At 62.2% G+C, this 14,622-nt stretch carries 23 protein-coding genes; 15 read left to right on the top strand and 8 right to left on the bottom strand.

The genetic code is table 11. The features are described 5' to 3' along the window. Window positions 1-78 precede the first annotated feature (78 nt). Both NKH95_RS25940 and NKH95_RS25935 read left to right on the top strand, forming a co-directional pair. Window positions 79-387: a hypothetical protein gene (locus NKH95_RS25940; RefSeq protein WP_023813821.1), complete on the top strand. Its 309-nt coding sequence runs from the start codon at window positions 79-81 to the stop codon at window positions 385-387. A gap of 91 nt (window positions 388-478) precedes the next feature. Beyond that, the gene (locus tag NKH95_RS25935; protein ID WP_023813820.1) at window positions 479-613 is read left to right on the top strand and encodes a hypothetical protein; all 135 of its coding nucleotides are present in this window, start codon (window positions 479-481) and stop codon (window positions 611-613) included. A 90-nt stretch (window positions 614-703) separates the two neighbouring features. Here NKH95_RS25935 and NKH95_RS25930 read toward each other — a convergent pair whose 3' ends face one another. The 4 genes from NKH95_RS25930 to NKH95_RS25915 form a co-directional block, all read right to left on the bottom strand. Next, window positions 704-949 (bottom strand): DUF982 domain-containing protein, encoded by a 246-nt coding sequence (locus tag NKH95_RS25930; RefSeq protein ID WP_023813819.1) that lies wholly within the window; start codon window positions 947-949, stop codon window positions 704-706. Window positions 950-963: 14 nt separating this feature from the next. Next, window positions 964-1,200, bottom strand: coding sequence for a DUF982 domain-containing protein (locus tag NKH95_RS25925; RefSeq protein WP_023813818.1), 237 nt, complete (start codon window positions 1,198-1,200; stop codon window positions 964-966). 94 nt (window positions 1,201-1,294) lie between these two features. Beyond that, window positions 1,295-1,738 carry a GFA family protein gene (locus NKH95_RS25920; RefSeq protein WP_352611206.1) on the bottom strand — a complete coding sequence of 148 codons (444 nt, stop codon included), beginning with the start codon at window positions 1,736-1,738 and terminating at the stop codon, window positions 1,295-1,297. 263 nt (window positions 1,739-2,001) lie between these two features. Continuing rightward, window positions 2,002-2,181, bottom strand: coding sequence for a DUF3606 domain-containing protein (locus tag NKH95_RS25915; RefSeq protein WP_023813816.1), 180 nt, complete (start codon window positions 2,179-2,181; stop codon window positions 2,002-2,004). 568 nt (window positions 2,182-2,749) lie between these two features. Here NKH95_RS25915 and NKH95_RS25910 point away from each other — a divergent pair. Beyond that, entirely contained in the window at window positions 2,750-3,178 is a 429-nt protein-coding gene (locus tag NKH95_RS25910; protein WP_352893671.1) for a DoxX family protein, read from the top strand. 58 nt (window positions 3,179-3,236) lie between these two features. On the opposite strand, the gene NKH95_RS25905 is transcribed toward NKH95_RS25910, so the two are convergent. Both NKH95_RS25905 and NKH95_RS25900 read right to left on the bottom strand, forming a co-directional pair. Beyond that, entirely contained in the window at window positions 3,237-3,542 is a 306-nt protein-coding gene (locus tag NKH95_RS25905; protein ID WP_023813813.1) for a hypothetical protein, read from the bottom strand. 73 nt (window positions 3,543-3,615) lie between these two features. Continuing rightward, a complete protein-coding gene (locus NKH95_RS25900) occupies window positions 3,616-3,885 on the bottom strand; it encodes a hypothetical protein (protein ID WP_023813812.1) in 270 nt (89 codons plus the stop codon). 347 nt (window positions 3,886-4,232) lie between these two features. Between NKH95_RS25900 and NKH95_RS25895 the strand changes: the two genes are divergently transcribed. The 8 genes from NKH95_RS25895 (at window position 4,233) to NKH95_RS25860 (ending at window position 9,244) form a co-directional block, all read left to right on the top strand. Further along, window positions 4,233-4,430 (top strand): hypothetical protein, encoded by a 198-nt coding sequence (locus NKH95_RS25895; protein WP_023813811.1) that lies wholly within the window; start codon window positions 4,233-4,235, stop codon window positions 4,428-4,430. Between the two features lie 171 nt (window positions 4,431-4,601). Continuing rightward, window positions 4,602-5,018: a hypothetical protein gene (locus NKH95_RS25890; RefSeq protein ID WP_352893669.1), complete on the top strand. Its 417-nt coding sequence runs from the start codon at window positions 4,602-4,604 to the stop codon at window positions 5,016-5,018. After that, complete coding sequence (locus NKH95_RS25885) at window positions 5,011-5,433, top strand: hypothetical protein (protein ID WP_352893667.1); 423 nt, start codon at window positions 5,011-5,013, stop codon at window positions 5,431-5,433. The genes NKH95_RS25890 and NKH95_RS25885 overlap by 8 nt, the downstream gene beginning before the upstream one ends. Further along, window positions 5,354-6,049, top strand: coding sequence for a terminase large subunit domain-containing protein (locus NKH95_RS25880; RefSeq protein WP_352893666.1), 696 nt, complete (start codon window positions 5,354-5,356; stop codon window positions 6,047-6,049). The genes NKH95_RS25885 and NKH95_RS25880 overlap by 80 nt, the downstream gene beginning before the upstream one ends. Window positions 6,050-6,364: 315 nt before the next feature. Next, the gene (locus NKH95_RS25875; RefSeq protein WP_352893665.1) at window positions 6,365-7,171 is read left to right on the top strand and encodes a TIGR04255 family protein; all 807 of its coding nucleotides are present in this window, start codon (window positions 6,365-6,367) and stop codon (window positions 7,169-7,171) included. Further along, window positions 7,158-7,763: a hypothetical protein gene (locus NKH95_RS25870; RefSeq protein WP_352893664.1), complete on the top strand. Its 606-nt coding sequence runs from the start codon at window positions 7,158-7,160 to the stop codon at window positions 7,761-7,763. Before NKH95_RS25875 ends, NKH95_RS25870 begins: the two co-directional genes overlap by 14 nt. A gap of 7 nt (window positions 7,764-7,770) precedes the next feature. Further along, window positions 7,771-8,271: a hypothetical protein gene (locus NKH95_RS25865; RefSeq protein ID WP_352893663.1), complete on the top strand. Its 501-nt coding sequence runs from the start codon at window positions 7,771-7,773 to the stop codon at window positions 8,269-8,271. A 217-nt stretch (window positions 8,272-8,488) separates the two neighbouring features. Next, the gene (locus tag NKH95_RS25860) at window positions 8,489-9,244 is read left to right on the top strand and encodes a phage terminase large subunit family protein (protein ID WP_352893661.1); all 756 of its coding nucleotides are present in this window, start codon (window positions 8,489-8,491) and stop codon (window positions 9,242-9,244) included. A gap of 839 nt (window positions 9,245-10,083) precedes the next feature. On the opposite strand, the gene NKH95_RS25855 is transcribed toward NKH95_RS25860, so the two are convergent. Beyond that, window positions 10,084-10,455, bottom strand: a complete 372-nt coding sequence (locus NKH95_RS25855; RefSeq protein ID WP_352611220.1) for a nuclear transport factor 2 family protein — start codon at window positions 10,453-10,455, stop codon at window positions 10,084-10,086. Window positions 10,456-10,580: 125 nt separating this feature from the next. Here NKH95_RS25855 and NKH95_RS25850 point away from each other — a divergent pair, with 125 nt between their 5' ends. Both NKH95_RS25850 and NKH95_RS25845 read left to right on the top strand, forming a co-directional pair. Next, the gene (locus NKH95_RS25850) at window positions 10,581-11,165 is read left to right on the top strand and encodes a hypothetical protein (RefSeq protein WP_352893660.1); all 585 of its coding nucleotides are present in this window, start codon (window positions 10,581-10,583) and stop codon (window positions 11,163-11,165) included. After that, on the top strand, window positions 11,134-11,259 hold the full coding sequence (locus NKH95_RS25845; RefSeq protein ID WP_281035567.1) for a hypothetical protein: 126 nt from the start codon (window positions 11,134-11,136) through the stop codon (window positions 11,257-11,259). Before NKH95_RS25850 ends, NKH95_RS25845 begins: the two co-directional genes overlap by 32 nt. A gap of 283 nt (window positions 11,260-11,542) precedes the next feature. Here the strand turns inward: NKH95_RS25845 and NKH95_RS25840 are convergent, their stop codons facing one another. Beyond that, the gene (locus NKH95_RS25840) at window positions 11,543-12,154 is read right to left on the bottom strand and encodes a class I SAM-dependent methyltransferase (protein ID WP_352441231.1); all 612 of its coding nucleotides are present in this window, start codon (window positions 12,152-12,154) and stop codon (window positions 11,543-11,545) included. Between the two features lie 301 nt (window positions 12,155-12,455). Between NKH95_RS25840 and NKH95_RS25835 the strand changes: the two genes are divergently transcribed. Continuing rightward, window positions 12,456-14,225 (top strand): portal protein, encoded by a 1,770-nt coding sequence (locus tag NKH95_RS25835; RefSeq protein WP_352893659.1) that lies wholly within the window; start codon window positions 12,456-12,458, stop codon window positions 14,223-14,225. Further along, window positions 14,222-14,545 carry a Bbp19 family protein gene (locus tag NKH95_RS25830; protein ID WP_352441229.1) on the top strand — a complete coding sequence of 108 codons (324 nt, stop codon included), beginning with the start codon at window positions 14,222-14,224 and terminating at the stop codon, window positions 14,543-14,545. Before NKH95_RS25835 ends, NKH95_RS25830 begins: the two co-directional genes overlap by 4 nt. Window positions 14,546-14,622: the final 77 nt, after the last annotated feature.

Raw genomic sequence — 14,622 nt, 5'->3', positions numbered from 1 at the left:
CCTTTTTCTTCGACAGGCGTTGTCCCTGTGAAGGGAAGGTCGCCGCGGGCGGCCGTGAAAGAAAAGAAGGAGGCAGTGATGAGAACTCTCGCCATCATGCCACTAGGCCTCATGCTGGCGCTGGCAGTGCCGGCCGCGGCCCAGCAGCAGAACGACAGCCAGGCGCTGCAGGCCGACAAATGCAGGGCTCAGACCGAGCAAGGGGCAAAACAGCAGCCTGAACAGCAGGCCGATGACGGCAATTTGACCGCCAAGCTCAACGACTGCGGCGGCGTGCTGAAACCACCCCCGACGGGCGACCAGGGCATGGCGGCGCCCGCTCCCGACGAAGGCAAGACGCCGGTAATCAAGCCTGGTGAAGTGCCGCCCCAGCCGCCGAAACAATAAACGCCGGCTCGTTGGTATTATCGCGCAAGCTAATGGAACCTCGTTATCTTGGGAGCGTTTTTCTCACGACTTGGAATTTGGAGAGATTATCGTGAGAGATATTGCAGCCACTGCCACGTTGCTTGCCTCGATAGCGATCGTGATTGCCTTGATTCTGCTGGCGCCAAAGAGTTTTGGCTTCGAAACCTCTCACCCGATCGTACAGGGCGAGCTTCCGGCGGAATAATCGGATCGATCATTCGGATACGGAGTGATCAGGACCGATTTGCACGAAGCAGGCGAGGCACGATGCCCCGCCTGCCTTCTATTGAAACCGCTATCGCACCAAAACGCCGGAGTGGCTGCAGAGCGCTGCGAACGCTTCCTGTGCCTCGGCAGCACCTATCTTGGTTTCCAGGGCGGCTTCGACCTTCTCGCGCGCCGCCTGGTAGAACGGCCCGCGCTTGGCCTGCGGCCAGTCGATCAGGATTTCGCTGGCATCCTTGAGCGTGGCGACGTCGCGGATCGTATCCGACCCATGCGGCTTGATCCGCATCGGTGTGGGCAAAATGAGATCAGGCATGGCCCCTGTTCCAACTACTGGAGGAGTTTTGCTTCGCGCGCGGCGTCGATCATCGCCCGCATCGCTTTTTCCGCCGGCGTCCAGCCATCCAGCGCATCGCGGCAACTGCGCAACGCCGCCCGGTAGCGCCGTCCCTGGCCAGCCGGCCAGTCGCCGAGGCATTCCAGGCCTTCCCAGGCGCTGCGGATGATGCGCTCGCGCTCCGGCGCGAATTTCAACCTGATGGGGCGGGGAAACATCTTGTCGTTCAACGGTCGTCTCCATGATTGCCGCAAGTCGCTGGACGGCATGCGTGAGAGGCATCCGGTAACGTCGGCGGCAGGGCAGGGTTCCCTTTCCCGGAGATCAAATCTCAGCGTCGATGTCCGACAGCGATCTCGGCGTCGGCGCTTCGGCGTTGTGCGCCGCTGGGCGGTCATGCTCGAACTGTTCGGTCCCGGGCAGAGGGTGCAGCCAGGTCTCGCGCCTGGAGGTCCACAGTTCATATTCGGGCACGAGATCGGTCGGCGCGATGTCGAGGCTGCCGATCGCCACCTCGGCCTCGTTGTCGTCGACCCAGGCGACGCGGCCGCCGCAGGTCGGGCAAAAGCTGCGCGTGCCATAGGAGCTGACGAGGCCGGTCGTCTCGAAGGCCTCGCGCGGCCAGATGGCAAAGGCCGAATAGACCGACCCGCCGGCCTTGCGGCAATCCTTGCAGTGGCACAGGCCGACGCGCAACGGCGGGCCGTGAACCTCGAACTGCACGCCGCCGCACAGGCAGCTGCCGGTCCTGCGTATGGTGTCGGACATGACAACCTCCCTCAATGCGTGGCGCTGCGGGCCGGGTGGGACAGATGCTCGTCTGCCGTTTCGTTGGCCAGGATGAGAAACCGGGAAAAAGACATCCTGTTCACCGTACCACCAGGCCCGGTTGACACGGCCCGCAGCATCTTCAACGCCGTCCAGGCGAAATGGTTTCGGGCCTAAAGCGCGCCGCGCCCGAACGAGTTCAGACGACCCGCTTCATGCATGTCGTTCTCCCAAAACCGAGATCCACTTTTGGGCGACATGCGCTAGCCGCGGGCCGCCATATGGGCGTCGAGCTTCTTGCGCGAGGGTCCGTAGCGCTTGATGATGGTCTGTGCCTCGCTTGGCGGAATGCCGTATTTGCGGGCAAAGGCTGCAACCTCGTAGGGCTCTTCGCTCGAGACCTGCTTGCGGTCCTGTTTCGTCTTCGACTTGTCGTCAGCCATCTCAGGCCTCGCTTTCTGTTTTCGGGGAAACGCGCAACCTTCAGCGCCCGCGATCAACACGACATAACACAGATCGGCGCTGCCGGTTCCACCAGGCGACATGGCCAGGCTGCAACCGGCCTGTATCAGGCCGATGGCCGCATGAGGTCGGCGTCGGAAGCGTGGTCGCCGTCACATTCGGAGCATGCAGCGCTGAGGCCGGGGCAGCCGCGCCGGTGGGTGCCGGCAGGGCAGCAATGGCCGTTGGAACTCGTCCAGCGCGGGCATTCGAAGACTTGGCCAGCGCCACCGCAGCCGCTGCACTCCAGCGGCGCCGACCGCACGCTATGAGATATCGCCCCAAACCTGACGCTTGTACGCAAATTTCAGCCCACCCAAAATCGCTGCGCCGGCACGCCGGTGCATTAGCCCCGACTAACGATAGCACTTCCGTGATTACCAACAAGTTTCAATCGCGGGCGGCGCCGGAAGCCGTTCGGGCCTCTCGAGAAAAATTGGCCTGATGTGTCGGACCTGGCGCCCGTCGCGCGTCCTAGGAGCGAGCAACCTGCAAAGCTGGAGAACGAGCATGTCGTCGCAAATCACTCAATCGCCGTGGCAGACCACGGCCCTTCTCATCGCCCGGCTGATCTTCGCCGGCGTCTTCCTGATGGCCGTGACCTTCAAGTTCATGGGCATGGACGCCACCGCCGGCTATATCGCCGCCGCCGGCTTTCCGTTTCCGCTGTTCCTGGCCTGGTGCGCGGCGATCCTGGAAGTCGCGCTGGTGCTGTGCTTCCTGACCGGCGCCTTCTTCTCGCAGGCGGCCCTTGTCGCCGCCGGCTATGTGCTGTTCCTCGCCCTGGCCTTCCACGGACCCAGCCACTGGGCCGGCAACCAGGCCGAGTTCGGCTTCTTCGTCGACCATTTTTCGTTCCTGGCCGGACTGCTGTTTGCGGCCGTGCATGGACCGGGCAAGGTGCTTTCGCTCAATTTGGGATGGCCGGGCAGGGCTTGAGGCGAGACCGACCGGCACCGCGCGAAGGACGCGCGCCGGGGCCTGCCTTGGCACCCCCTCACAGCTGGTCGTTGTAGGGTTCCTTTATCTTGCCGACCATGCGGGCCAGCTTCGAAAAAGACGGCATCTCCGCCTCCGGCTGGCACTGGTTGGCGAGTTCCAGCAGCCGGATCGGAAAGTTGACGGCGTCGCGGCTGGACGCGGACATGCCTTCGGACCGCTCCTGGTTGGTTTCGCCTGCCTCGGTCTTGCGCAAGGCCAGGTCGATTTCCTCCGCCGTCAGCACCCCCTTTTGAACCAGGAGGCGGTTGATCGAGGCGACGGCCATCAACAGGCCTTCGAGTTGCAGGTTGGCGACATTCATGGCGATTGCTCCCGTGACTGGGGTTGAAACGCGCGAGCGGCATTTCCGCTCCAGAAAGGCTGCGGGCGAACGCCTATTCCTGCGTCAGCCGTTCGCCATATTCGCGCCACAGCGCCTTGACCTCCAGGCTGCCGAGGCTGCCGATCGAAACATCCCCACAGCTGATGGCGACGGCGCCGATGTCGTATTGGGGGTAGGCGTTGGCGACGAAACGGATGGCTTCGCCCAGCGAACGCACGCGGATGACCGGATCCGCCTGACCCTGGCCGGTGCTGCGCACGCCGGAAACCATGGCTGGTGCATGCCGCATCCTGAACACGGATGCCATGGCTGGTCTGTCCATCGTCCTCTCCCACAAGGCCGTGCGACGGGAATCATTCCATGAGCTTCGACGAATGATTTCACACCTGCCGGCTTGTGACCAGCCGCCGGCAAAAGCAGGGTTTTACGCGCTTTGCCAGCGTCGGTCAGGCCGGAATTGCGATCGATCTAGGAATTTTTTCTCAGAAAACGGTTGACGGGGTGAGTGCAGCTATGCTACATTTTTGCCCATGGTGCTGAGTTGCGCCGACGACCCGCCGCCGAGGCGGGTTTTTTGTTTCTGGGCTAGACATGTCGGCAGGACAGAGGGGGGCCCCAAGGAATGCCATCCTTCGCCCGATGACTCATTTCGCAATCCGAGAGACACTCATGACCCGCTACGCCACCATCATCACCGATGCTGACGGCCAGGAAATCGTCAGCGCCATCGGCGAATTCGAAGGTGCTGCGCCGCAGCCAGGCCTGGGGCGTGTCGAGCAGGTCGCGCCCAGCGTAAAGATCGGCATGGTGCGGGATGCGGCCGGCGGGTTTGACCGAATTAGGAATTTTTTCTCAGAAAACGGTTGACGGGGTGAGTGCAGCTATGCTACATTTTTGTCCATGGTGCTGAGTTGCGCCAACGACCCGCCCCTGAGGCGGGTTTTTTGTTGCTGGGCTAGACATGTCGGCAGGACAGAGGGGGCGCCAAGGAATGCCATCCTTCGCCCGATGACTCATTTCGCAATCCGAGAGACACCCATGACCCGCTACGCCACCATCATCACCGATGCTGACGGCCAGGAAATCGTCAGCGCGATCGGCGAATTCGAAGGCATTTCGCCGCAGCCACGCCTGGGGCGTCTCGAGGAGGTCGCGCCCGGCGTAAAGATCGGCATGGTGCGGGACGAGGCTGGCGAGTTCGGGTTCTCGCAGGCCGGCATCGCCGGGCACCTTGTCGGTCTGGTCATGGCGCGTCTCAGGGCGCGGGCCGGTCTGGCAAGGCCTGCCCCGGCGGCGAAGCCTGCCGACGCGGCAAAGCCAAAGCGCGTCCAGGGAGCCAAGAAGCGCACCAGGAAGAAATCCGCTCGTTCAAAGAAACCGGCCAGCCGGGCCGGATCGATGCCGAAGGCCGGCATTCCCGCTGCCAACGCCGTGGGTGGTGACGTCCGTGACTGACAAGACCGCCGCCGGGCCAACGCGCAGCAAGCCGGCAAAGCGCAAACCCGCCGCCAAACCGGCCGCGCAAAAGCCGCGCCGCAAGCGCGCCAAGAAGACACTGGGCGACGATTTCCTGGCTGCCGTGCGGGCTGATTTCCGCGCCTATGGCGCCGGCGTGATCGCCCAGGTGCGAGCCGACAAGCCGGACCAGTATCTGAAGATCGTGCTGTCGGTGCTGCCCAAGGATTTCGATGCCAAGATCAACCAAATGGACAGCCTGAGCGATGACGAAATCCGCAGCCGCATCCGCGCCCTCGAGACGATCGTCAAACCGTTCCTCGAAGAACCCGGTGATGTCCGTGAAGATGGAATATCTGGCGCTGCTGGCCGAACTGGACAGACGGCGCCGGACCAATCAATTGGCGGCCTATAGACCGTATGAACGCCAGGCCGAGTTTCACGCTGCAGGCGCGCAGAACCGCGAGCGCCTGTTCATGGCCGGCAACCAGCTCGGCAAGACCAGGGCAGGGGGCGCCGAATGGGCCATGCACCTGACCGGCCGTTATCCCCAGTGGTGGCAAGGCAAGGTTTTCGACACGGCCGTTCGGCTGTGGGCGGCCGGCGTCACCGGCGAAGGCACGCGTGACAATCCGCAGCGTGTGCTGGTCGGTCCGCCGCAGCAGCAGGCGGCCTGGGGCACGGGCATGATCCCGGACGACGCCATTGTGCAGACCTTCATGGGCCGCGGCGCACCGGGCGCGCTGGACAGCGTCGTGGTGCGCTGGGGTGGCGGCGGCGACGTGCAGGCCGATGAATCGGTGCTGTCGTTCAAGAGTTTCGAGAAGGGCCGCGAGAAATGGCAGGGCGAGACTTTGCACGGCGTCTGGTTCGACGAGGAACCGCCGCTCGACATCTATTCCGAAGGCCTGACCCGCACCAATGCGACGGGCGGCATCACCATCGTGACGTTCACGCCGCTGCTTGGGATGTCGGATGTGGTGCTGTTGTTTCTTTCGGCGGGAGAGATTGAGGGGATGGCGAAGGGGTGACTTCCTCCCTGTGGCCACTGTTCGGACGGTCAGTTTCCAAACTGAACGCACGGGCTCGATTCGCGCTGCCCGCTCCACCATATGGTATAAGGCTTTGCGTCTGATTTACCGACTGCCGAAATCAGCGTTTTACAGATGGTTTTACACCATTGATCCGCATAGGTTCCAAACGTCCATAGCGGAGCGCACTTTCCGAGTAGTTGTCGTCGATTCAGCCCACCCTCGGGTTGCATCTTCGCTGGAGATTATAAATAGTTCCACATGACAAGTGCCTTGCGTTGCGCTATCGCAGCGCGACCGAGTGGGGGACGACTTTTGAGCTTTGAGCCTATCAGCGGCAAGCATGCCATTGTTGAGGCCGTGTTTGGCGTCACGCTGCGTCGCGCCTTCAATTCTTCCGAAATTGAGGCCTTGGTAAACTCCCATGACCGGTGGCGTGGTCAAGTTCCCAAGCTGAGCCGACAGACGATGATGCAAGTTGCGGTTGGTGAAGGCATTCCGCCGGCGTTCATGCAGGCGCCGGCCGGCGGAGTGATTTTCGACCGAGTGAAACCGGACGGCACTCTGGCGTGGAGGCTTAGCGCGCTAGACCAGTCTCTTCTTGTAAACTGCGGCGACTACACAAGATGGGCGGAAGTGTTCCCGACCACCTTGGCGCTTATGACTGACGCTGCTGAAGTGGCAGCAATCTCATCAAATCCCATCACTAACCTGCTGTTACAATATGTCGACATATTCGAGTGGAAGGATCGTAACAAGTCCCCTCGGTTCGATCAGATATTGGACCTGAAAAGCGATTGGCTGCCCAAGAACATTGGTCAGAGCGGTCACCTGTGGCATGTCCATCAAGGTTGGTTTCGGACTGAAGGTCTGCCGATGCCTGGGCGGTTGCTCGAAAGAATTAACTTTGACGGTGTCATGAACCAGAACAATGAGCCGGCGCTGCGCATAGATAGCTATCTTAGGCTTGATCTACAGAATCCAATTAAATCCAGTGATCTTTTTAGAAAATCACAAGGGCGTGAATTTTTTGAATTTTTGCATAATTCTTCTAAAGAGCTTATCTCTAAGTTTCTGACAAAGGCCGCGCAGGACAGGATTGCGTTGAATGCGAGCAATTGACTACACCGATACGGCGACCGCGCCCACATTTCTCGGCGTGGCATACAGAGCCGCATCGGAGAATGATGCACCGCAACCAGCGCGCGCTACGCAGACCGGTATAGCTGGCTATTGGCTAACGGGAATCACGGCGGCTGCAGCGGTTCTTGCCGTGGGCGCGATGGACTTGGCGACAGTTCCAAAAGACTTCTCGGTCACCAGTCGTGTCCTTACTCCCAAGACGCTGTCGCCGTCAGTGACGCAGCAACGCGAAGCGGTGCTTAATGAAATGCTCGGATACCGCGACCTTGAAGCGGGATGGGACGGAACTGGCAGCCAACCACCGATGCCTGGAGCCATCGAATGTGCCGCGGTTTTCCTGCTTGCCATTCCGTTGGGTGTGACGCCACCAGAGTCCACTGTATCGGCTGACGGATCGGTCGGATGGTTTTGGACTAGCAGCGAGACGTCGATTTCGATCCATTTCTCTGGCGGCAACAATTTCGCCTATTATGCAAAGTCGAAGCCGAAAGATATGGTTGCTCGCGGCGAATCCATTTTTGATGGAAAGTCGATCCCAGATGATTTGTTGCAGATTATGTATCTAGTCTGAGGATTGCATGACAGGTTCGGAGGGGCTTTGCTCGTGTGAGCAAGCAAAGCATGGGGAGATGGGGCCAGTAGTCGCGACCGAGCGGATAGCGCGTGTCGTTGTGAGCCCCCAACATTTTTTGAAGGACGGCAGCATTAAGCCTGGTGTGTTCCCGATCGGGCACATCGAAGAAAAGGGGCTGTCGCTTCTGCGTGTTGATAAAATGTCAGGCGGTGACATTCACAAGCAAGCGACAGCGATAGCGGGCGATCCGGCCAAGCAGAAGCCGGCCGGGGCGTTGGTCTGCACGGCAGATACTTTAAGGGGTCTTCAGTCCGAAACCGCTGACGGTACTATCCAAGCGCTGTGCCTGTTGGACGATCCAGTGATTGGGGACAAGCAATTGCCCGATAATCCGGCTCATGCTTTCGCAGTGCGATCTCTTGGAAGGGATCGGCCTGAAACACTGAGGCTCCAATTGGAACTAGTCAATATTTTCGGCTCTATGATGGCCGTAGCTGACATCTAGCTTCTTCTCCTCACCTCATTTTGATCTTGTCCTTGATCGCGCCGGCGCGGCCGACGTAGCGACGGATGATGCGAACGTCGCGGCCCCTTCCAACACAATTCTGTTCGTGGGATCGTCAATCGGGGCCTGCTCGATACCCGTCGCGCCTGATCCGAAAAATCGCGTCCGAATAATACGATACAGCAGGTATGTCCCAAGCTGATTCCAGGACTTCCCGATGTCCCGACACGTCACCTTCATGACCATCGACGATGCCTCGCACTACACGCCGCAGGAGCGCGCGGCGATCGTCGCCGCCTATCCGGCGCATGAGCGCGAGGCCCGGGCGCGCGGCATTCCGGTGCTGGGCTCGGGCCGCATCTTTCCGGTGGCCGAGGCACTGATCGCCTGCGAGCCGTTCCGGCTGCCGCGCTACTGGCCAAGGCTCGGCGCGCTCGATTTCGGCTGGGACCATCCTTCGGCCGCGGTCGAGTTGGCCTGGGATACGGAAGCCGACGTCGTTTACGTAACCAAATCAGCGCGGGCCTCGCAACAGACGCCGGCAATGCAGACGCTGACCTTGAAACCATGGGGCGAATGGCTGCCCTTCGCCTGGCCGCGTGACGGCCGCCGCGAAACGCTGGAAGGGGCGGGCGTGGCGCTTGCCCGGCAATATTCGGCGCACGGGCTGAACATGCTGACCCGCCACGCGCAATTCCCCGACGGTTCGGTCTCGGTCGAGGCCGGGCTGATGGAGATGCTCGACCGCATGCAGAGTGGCCGCTTCAAGGTGTTTTCCACGCTGGCCGACTGGTTCGAGGAATTCCGGTTGTTCCATCGCAGGGATGGCCAGGTGGTCAAGTTGCGGGACGATCTGATGGCGGCGACCCGCTATGGCGTGATGATGCTGCGGGAGGCGGTGGTGGATCCGGCGGAGTTCAGGGCGGCAAGGCGGAAGGCGGGGCAGAGCGACCCGCTGGGGGCGTTTCGGTAGGGGCAAGGCTCCCCACACTTCGTCATTCTCGGGCTTGACCCGAGAATCCATGCCGTGATGGTCGCCGGGGAACGCGGCACGTCAGAATCCTGCGCCGTAGCAGCGCTCCAAGGTCACGGCATGGATCCTATGGTCTGCGCCGCGTCGCTCCGCTCCTTGCTCCGCCATAGGATGACGAAGAGACAGGGCGCGCCGGCCCTGCGCCTGTAGTCCGCAACACCGAATTACGGTGAATTACGGTGACAGTGCACTTTTATCGGTTGCACCATGTGACCGCAGCGAACCTCCGGACTGAAGCACCGGCACCGTAATTCTAGCTTATCGGCTAAACTTGGCAGCCAAAGCCACCAGAAAAAAGAGAGTCGAGACGGCGAGTGCCGCTCCCACGACAGCAAAAAGGCAAAGTATAAGTAAAGCACTGCGAAGGTGGTAACGCCAACCAGGCGTCGGAAAGTCAGAACGTCTGAGCTTCGAGAACGAGCCCTGTTTTTGATCGAATGGAGCCTGTTCTCCACGCGGACAAAAGTTCACGAACGCAGTAGAGTGTGGCCGAGGCGAGGACAATGAAGACGATACCGCTAGCCACTGTGTCGCTTAGTATCTTTGTGTCTGAAATCACTGGCGTTATCTGAACTGCTTGGTGCTGGAGTTTCATGGAAGATAAGCGCTGTATGCGGGGATGTTAGCAACGAGTCGAGAGCGGGATTGCAAATAGACCCTATCCTGTCTGAACGGCACAAAATCATTCGGCTGCGTGGACGAGAACCTGTCTGTAAGCGAATACGATGACAGTGCACTCTTACCCGTCACACCACCGCAATTCGTATTGACGCCGCAAGCTACTCCACGATCTTCCAATAAGAATCCTTGCGGATCACCTTGCCGTCGCGAAACGTGTAGAAGTCGCAGCCCCGGACTTCCTTTTTCACGCCTTCACGGGTGGTGCCGGTGAGGGTCCATTTCGACATGCCGGTCTCGGCAGCCTCGTCCGCAAAGTGCTCAGCCTTGCCGTAGTGGACATCGGGCAAGCCTTCGAAGCGTGTCGCCAGCGCGTCCCGTACGTTGCGCTTGCCCTCGCAACGGGTTCCCCAGGGCTCGGCTCCCCTCGGCATCTCCAGGACGCAGTCGTCGGCGAAGAACGCCATGATGCGATCGAGATCGTGCGCGTTGAAGGCATCGCATAGCTGCGTCAGTGTCGCTCGAATGTCCATTCGCCCGTCTCCTGGGTAGCCGTCGATGCCCGAAGTAGGTCACTGGCGACGGGGACGGTCAAGTGCGCAGGCCGCCGAGACGCCGCCCGGAAGCGAGAACTGCATTCTATTGCTCAGGCCTGCTCATGCCCCTTCGCATCATACCCGCGACGCTGCGCGACCTGTCCTACATCGCAGCCAATTTGCGCCCTGAGGACCGGGCCGAGATCGACTGCCAGCTCGACCATTGGTCGCCGGCGCTGCTGGCGCTGACAGCGCTGCAGGACTTTGCCTATGTCGCCGAGCTGGACGGCAATCCGGAGGCCGGCTTTGGCGCTGCCGAACAGCGCGGCGGCCTGTGGATCGCCTGGAGCTGGGGCACGCGCCGCATGAAGCGCTGCGTGCCTGGGATCACCGGGTTCTTTCACGCCGTGCTTGGGCCTCAGGTCGCGGCGCGGGACGCCTGGCGGGTCGAGGCGCGGGCGCTGGCCGCCAATGAACTGGCGCTGCGCTGGCTCGGTCGGCTCGGCGCGACGCAACGCTGCCTGTTGCCGGGTTACGGCCGCAACGGCGAAGACTTTTTCCTCTACGACTGGACAAGAACCTCTAATCTTGGAGAAGGCTGGAACCATGTGTCTGTTTCAAAAACCACCGGAACTGAAGCCGTTGCCGCCAACTCCGACGGCGCAGGACAAGGACGTGCAGGCGCGCGAGGCGGCATTGCGGGCTGAACTCGAACAGCGGAACGGCACCGCCGGCACCATCAAGACCGACCTCGCGCCAGGCAGCCTCACCGGCCAGCGCCGCGTGCTGCTGGGGCTATGACCATGACCGCGATGAAGCGCAGTTTCAGGAAGCGCGTGTGGGACTGGTGGGTGTGGCGACGGCATGCAAGGGTGATGAAAAGGCGGGGGTGATTAGCCGATCTCCCCCCTTGCGGGGGAGATGCCCGGCAGGGCAGAGGGGGGTGTGAAGGATCGCTACCCTTCCGCATATCTCACGCCCAGCCGAAGGCGCTTTGTGTTTGGCCGATAGGCCGAGGGACAGCACCCCCCTCTGTCCTGCCGGACATCTCCCCGCAAGGGGGGAGATTGGCAGCTTCAGCCCCTCACGCCTTCTTCGCAAAAGCCCAGACCATCAGCGGGTATTCCTCGTCGTTGCTCAAGTCCCGCCAAAGGCCGTAGGCGCGGACGGGGCCGCCGATATGGGCCCTGGCGCAGGCCTTGTTGCCCCAGCCGTGGACCTTGACGTTGGCTTCCGGAAAGCCGCCATCGACCATCAGCTGCTTGAGGCCGGCCGGGGTCCATCTGTTGTAGTCGTGCGGCCTGGCGTGCACCCGAAACAGGAACGGTGTCGCCACCATCGCCCAGCCGCCGGGCCTCGTCATGGCGTGGATGTTTTCCACCGCCGCGTGAGGCCGCCGCACATGTTCCAGCACCTGGTCGGCGATGACGATGGAATATTGCTCGTCGGTGCGATCCCTGCAGATGTCGAAGGCCGGAAAATCGACCGAGCGGTAATTGGGGCACATCGCCCGCCAGTAGCGGTTCCAGCCGGGCGAGATCTCGATCACGTCGGAAGCCTTGCGGTTGCCGGCTTCGAGAAAGAGCGTGAACGCCTCGATCTGGCGGATGCGTAGCCAGTTGCGGGAATCGTAACCGATGAGCCGTTTCACGGCGCGTTTGCTTTGGCTTTTCAGGGCGGCAAGGCTTGTCGTCACATCGACCTCCTCCAAAACCCGCCGCGAGCAAGTTCGTAGCACCGCCAAGTGGGCAAAAGATGACAAGGGAAGGCTGGCGCGAGGCACCCCCCTCTGTCCTGCCGGACATCTCCCCCGCAAGGGGGGAGATTGGATGTGCTGCCGCTTTCGCCAATTGCCGACGTTGCAGGAAACGCGCCGTCGGCAAAACTGCCGATCTCCCCCCATGCGGGGGAGATGGCCGGCAGGCCAGAGGGGGGTGCTGTCCCTCCGCATCTCCAATCAATCGGCAGCTCCGGCGCGCCAAACAAGTGAGAACATCATGACCGACACCCGCGCCCGCAATATCCTGTCCCGCCAGTCCGAGCTCGAGAGCGAGCGCAGTCAGTATGAGGCTGTGTGGGAGCAGGTGGCGGAGTTCTGCGACCCCGATGCGCCCGATATCTGGAGCGGCCGCCGAACCGGCAGCCAGGACTCGCAGGCCGAGCGGCAGGAGCGGCGCGGCGCCCGCGTCTATGCCAACACCATCAACTCGGCCGCCAACCGGCTGGCCGCCGGGCTGGAAAGCCTGATCATCCCGCAGTCGGAAAAATGGCACGGGCTGTCGACGGCGGCCATGAACGACGAGGAGACCGACGAGGAAAAGGAATGGGCGGAGGCCTTGCGCGATTTCCTGTTTGCGCTGCGCTACTCCGCCAATTCGAATTTCGTGCCGGCGACGCAGGCCTGCCTGCGCAATGTCGTGCGCTATGGCCCGGCCTATCTCTATGCCGAGGAAGGGTTTGGCGCGACGCTGATCCGCTATGCCTCGATCCCGGTGGTCGAGGGCTATCTCAGCCTCAACCGCTGGGGCCAGGTCGATATTTTCCACCGCCGATACGAGCGCACGGCGCGGCAGGCGGCGCAGCTGCTCGGCTATGAAAAACTGCCGGCGCAGATCAAGGTTCTGGTCGACGATCCGGCCAAATGCGAGACGAAGATCTCGCTGATCCAGTGCATTGAGCCGCGCGACGAGCGCAAGATGTACCGGCTCGGCGGCCAATACCAATATCTCGACACGGCCTTCGCCTCCTACCACGTCATCGAGGACGAGGAGGAGATCGTGCGGGAAAGCGGTTTTCGCACCTTTCCGGTGTCGACCTTCAACTGGCGCCGCTACGAGGGCGACCCCTATGGCATTTCGCCTGCTATCGAGGCGCTGACGACCGTGCGCGAGGAAAATGCCGTGCGCCGTTCGGGCTTGCGTGCCTTGCAGCAGATCACCGATCCGGCGACCGCCTCGAAGGCCCGGCTCGACTACGTGCCGGTGCTCAATCCGGGCGAGAATTATCCGGGGCTGATCGACGACAATGGCCGGCCGCTGATCGCGCCAATCTCGACCGGGCAGAACCCGACCTATGCCTTCAACTACGCGCAGAGCCGCGCCGACGAGATCCGCGACATGATGTTCGTCAACCTGTTCCAGACACTGGTGCAGAACCCGCAGATGACGGCGACCGAGGCGCTGATCCGCCAAGAGGAAAAGGGCGCGCTGCTGGGGCCGTCCGGCTCGATCATCCAGGCCGGCTTCGCCAGCAATCTCGATCGCGAGCTCGGCATTCTGGAGGACAAGGGGCTCTATGACGAAGACAGCCGCTTCGTGCCGCCGGAGAGCCTGGCCGGCAAGGCGGTGCGGCCGACCTTTACCGGCCCGCTCGACGTGCTCAGGCGCTCGGCCGAAGCGCGCGACACCATCCAGGTGGTGACGACGGCCATGCAGATGGCGCAGTTCGATCCAGGCGTGATGGACAACATCGACAGCGACGAGGCGATCAAGATCGTGCAGAGCGCCGGCCGCAGCCCGCAGCGCATCTTCCGCCGCAAGGAGGAGGTCGACGGCCTTCGCGACGCCCGCGCCAAGGCAAGCCAGGCGCAGGCCGGCATGGCGGCGATCGCCACCGCCGGCAAGGCCGCCAAGGATGCGGTGCCGGCAGCGGTGCAGGCGCGCGACAGCGGCCTGCTCGACGGGTTGCAAGACATGCTGGGCGGCGCCCAAGATGCGCAAAGTGGTCAAAGCGGGCAGCCTGTCGGCCCGGCGGGCGGCGTCGCATGAGCCGGAAACGCTTTGCCCATGCCGGGCAGGCCGGCAGCCCTGCCAGGGCGCGCGACGCGCTGGCCAAGGCCTATCTCCGAGTGTTTTCCGGCGAGGACGGCGAGATGGTGCTCGCCGACCTCGCGGCGACGACCGGCTATTACCGGCGTCCGTCCTATGGCGAGTGGATGGCGCGGACACGGACGCCCAACGGGTTCGAACTGCACAGCGCCTTGAGCAATGCGCGGGCCGAGGTGGTGCAGCACATAATGGGGTTCCTAACGCTCGATGACGCGCAGCTGGTGGCGCTGGAGAAGGCGGCACGGGCGGAGGAGCGGTAGCTGTTCGCCGACGCTGTCCCGCCGACATTCCGATCAATCGGACGCGCCCGACATAGCGGTCGCCGCGGCTCCGCGAC

Source organism: Mesorhizobium sp. M0848 (genome assembly GCF_040319805.1).
Classification (GTDB): Bacteria; Pseudomonadota; Alphaproteobacteria; order Rhizobiales; family Rhizobiaceae; genus Mesorhizobium.
The sequence above is the reverse complement of the archived record's forward strand: the minus strand, read 5'-3'. Positions and strand labels throughout refer to the sequence as shown.

Bases quoted from the DNA above. Each gene is read 5' to 3' on its own strand.
- NKH95_RS25940 (WP_023813821.1), top strand. From the start codon at position 79: ATGAGAACTCTCGCCATCATGCCACTAGGCCTCATGCTGGCGCTGGCA.
- NKH95_RS25930 (WP_023813819.1), bottom strand. From the start codon at position 949: ATGCCTGATCTCATTTTGCCCACACCGATGCGGATCAAGCCGCATGGG.
- NKH95_RS25920 (WP_352611206.1), bottom strand. From the start codon at position 1,738: ATGTCCGACACCATACGCAGGACCGGCAGCTGCCTGTGCGGCGGCGTG.
- NKH95_RS25915 (WP_023813816.1), bottom strand. From the start codon at position 2,181: ATGGCTGACGACAAGTCGAAGACGAAACAGGACCGCAAGCAGGTCTCG.
- NKH95_RS25910 (WP_352893671.1), top strand. From the start codon at position 2,750: ATGTCGTCGCAAATCACTCAATCGCCGTGGCAGACCACGGCCCTTCTC.
- NKH95_RS25905 (WP_023813813.1), bottom strand. From the start codon at position 3,542: ATGAATGTCGCCAACCTGCAACTCGAAGGCCTGTTGATGGCCGTCGCC.
- NKH95_RS25900 (WP_023813812.1), bottom strand. From the start codon at position 3,885: ATGGACAGACCAGCCATGGCATCCGTGTTCAGGATGCGGCATGCACCA.
- NKH95_RS25895 (WP_023813811.1), top strand. From the start codon at position 4,233: ATGACCCGCTACGCCACCATCATCACCGATGCTGACGGCCAGGAAATC.
- NKH95_RS25890 (WP_352893669.1), top strand. From the start codon at position 4,602: ATGACCCGCTACGCCACCATCATCACCGATGCTGACGGCCAGGAAATC.
- NKH95_RS25880 (WP_352893666.1), top strand. From the start codon at position 5,354: ATGTCCGTGAAGATGGAATATCTGGCGCTGCTGGCCGAACTGGACAGA.
- NKH95_RS25870 (WP_352893664.1), top strand. From the start codon at position 7,158: ATGCGAGCAATTGACTACACCGATACGGCGACCGCGCCCACATTTCTC.
- NKH95_RS25865 (WP_352893663.1), top strand. From the start codon at position 7,771: ATGACAGGTTCGGAGGGGCTTTGCTCGTGTGAGCAAGCAAAGCATGGG.
- NKH95_RS25860 (WP_352893661.1), top strand. From the start codon at position 8,489: ATGTCCCGACACGTCACCTTCATGACCATCGACGATGCCTCGCACTAC.
- NKH95_RS25855 (WP_352611220.1), bottom strand. From the start codon at position 10,455: ATGGACATTCGAGCGACACTGACGCAGCTATGCGATGCCTTCAACGCG.
- NKH95_RS25850 (WP_352893660.1), top strand. From the start codon at position 10,581: ATGCCCCTTCGCATCATACCCGCGACGCTGCGCGACCTGTCCTACATC.
- NKH95_RS25835 (WP_352893659.1), top strand. From the start codon at position 12,456: ATGACCGACACCCGCGCCCGCAATATCCTGTCCCGCCAGTCCGAGCTC.
- NKH95_RS25830 (WP_352441229.1), top strand. From the start codon at position 14,222: ATGAGCCGGAAACGCTTTGCCCATGCCGGGCAGGCCGGCAGCCCTGCC.